The sequence below is a fragment of the Okeania sp. SIO3I5 genome (assembly GCF_010672085.1).
Lineage (GTDB): Bacteria > Cyanobacteriota > Cyanobacteriia > Cyanobacteriales > Microcoleaceae > Trichodesmium.
Genome location: NZ_JAAHHT010000507.1, coordinates 1 through 1,737 on the forward strand (window position 1 = coordinate 1; position 1,737 = coordinate 1,737).

Below are 1,737 nucleotides of genomic sequence, written 5' to 3' on the forward strand. Positions count from 1 at the left end.
AATGTCAGAGTTTGTTGTGCCAACCCAAGGAAAAATCTGACAACCTATCCACATATTGCTCAAGACATCTTCCCAAATTTTCAATCAAATCAACAAAATATGAAATGAAAAATTTCATCCCTCTATTCCCTATTTCCTATTTTCTGACTTCCGATAGTTAATTATTTACCTCTGTATATCAATCCTCAATGATTAGTAAAAAAAATGTCAGAGTTTGTTGTGCCAACTCAAGGAAAAATCTGACAACCTATCCACATATTGCTCAAGACATCTTCCCAAATTTTCAATCAAATCAACAAAATATGAAATGAAAAATTTCATCCCTCTATTACCTATTTCCTATTTTCTGACTTCCGATAGTTAATTATTTACCTCTGTATATCAATCCTCAATGATTAGTAAAAAAAATGTCAGAGTTTGTTGTGCCAACTCAAGGAAAAATCTGACAACCTATCCACATATTGCTCAAGACATCTTCCCAAATTTTCAATCAAATCAACAAAATATGAAATGAAAAATTTCATCCCTCTATTCACTGACTTCTACAAGAAGTCTTATATTTTATTCAGATGTCTAAACCAAGTAAAATATAATCCGATCGACAACAAAATAAACATCAACAATAAAACACCAAAATTATCCCACTGCTTGATCATCAACATCATTCCCATCAAAAATAAAACCAACTGCCAAGGAATAGCAATCAAAGTTGCCAAAATATCTCGTCGATTTTCCCTTTCAATTTTTGCTTGAATATTAGTTGGCAAATTCTGACTAACCACTCCCCAAAAACCAAAAGGTTTAGTCACCCGATAAAAATTATCAACCACTTCCAAGTTAGTTGCTGGAGTTAACAATGTTCCCAAAATACATCCTAAAAAAGAACAAATACTCGGAACTAAAAACAGAATATATTCTTGAAATTGAGGCATATTCAAAAAAGGTAAAATCACCGCTTTAGTCAAAATAGCTGCAACCAAACCTGCACCAGTACCAATAGCAAATCCATAACCATTAAATCGCCACCAATACCATCTCAAAACTAAAGGAATAAATAATCCAGTTCCCAACCCTAAAGTCAACCATCCCCAAATCTCATTAATATTCGTAATATTAAAACTAAAAATTAATCCCAAACCAACAATAAAAATAGACGCCAAACGACCTTGATTAACCAATTGTTGATCCGAAGCTTCAGGTTTAATATAAGCTTGATAAATATCCTTAACCCAATAGGCAGCACTAGCATTAATAATCGAATCAAAAGTTGACATTGCAGCAGCAATAAAACAGGCAACCAATAAACCTTTAACTCCCACTGGAATATATGCACTAATTACAGTAGGCAATACTAATTCCGGGTCAGAAATTACCTGATTTTTTAAACCATAATCTATTCCTAATATTGCCAAAGATGTAACTAACGGCCAACGAAAAGATAATAAAAAAATCCAGAATAAAGAAAGTAAACCAGCTTCGCGATCGCTCCTAGCAGCAAAGTAACGTTGAATCATATAACCACCCCCTCCAGCACCACCTTCTAGAAACACTTTAAACACATAAAATAACATCACTCCACCAAACAAATTAAAAATACTATAATCTCCCGGTAAATCAATTTTTATCGGTGGAATAATACTACTCCATTCTCTCAAACTCCATTCTTGTAATTGTTCCGTACCTGGAATTGAAATAGCAAAAGTCTCTGGCAAACTTACTGTTTTAAAAGTAATAAAG

The 1,737-nt window shown here is 33.2% G+C and carries 1 protein-coding gene; it reads right to left on the bottom strand.

The genetic code is table 11. The annotated features are described in order from the left end of the window. Nucleotides 1-554: 554 nt before the first annotated feature. The coding region (locus F6K40_RS40060) for a sodium:solute symporter family transporter (protein ID WP_293145862.1) at nt 555-1,737 on the bottom strand (1,183 nt) is incomplete at its 5' end.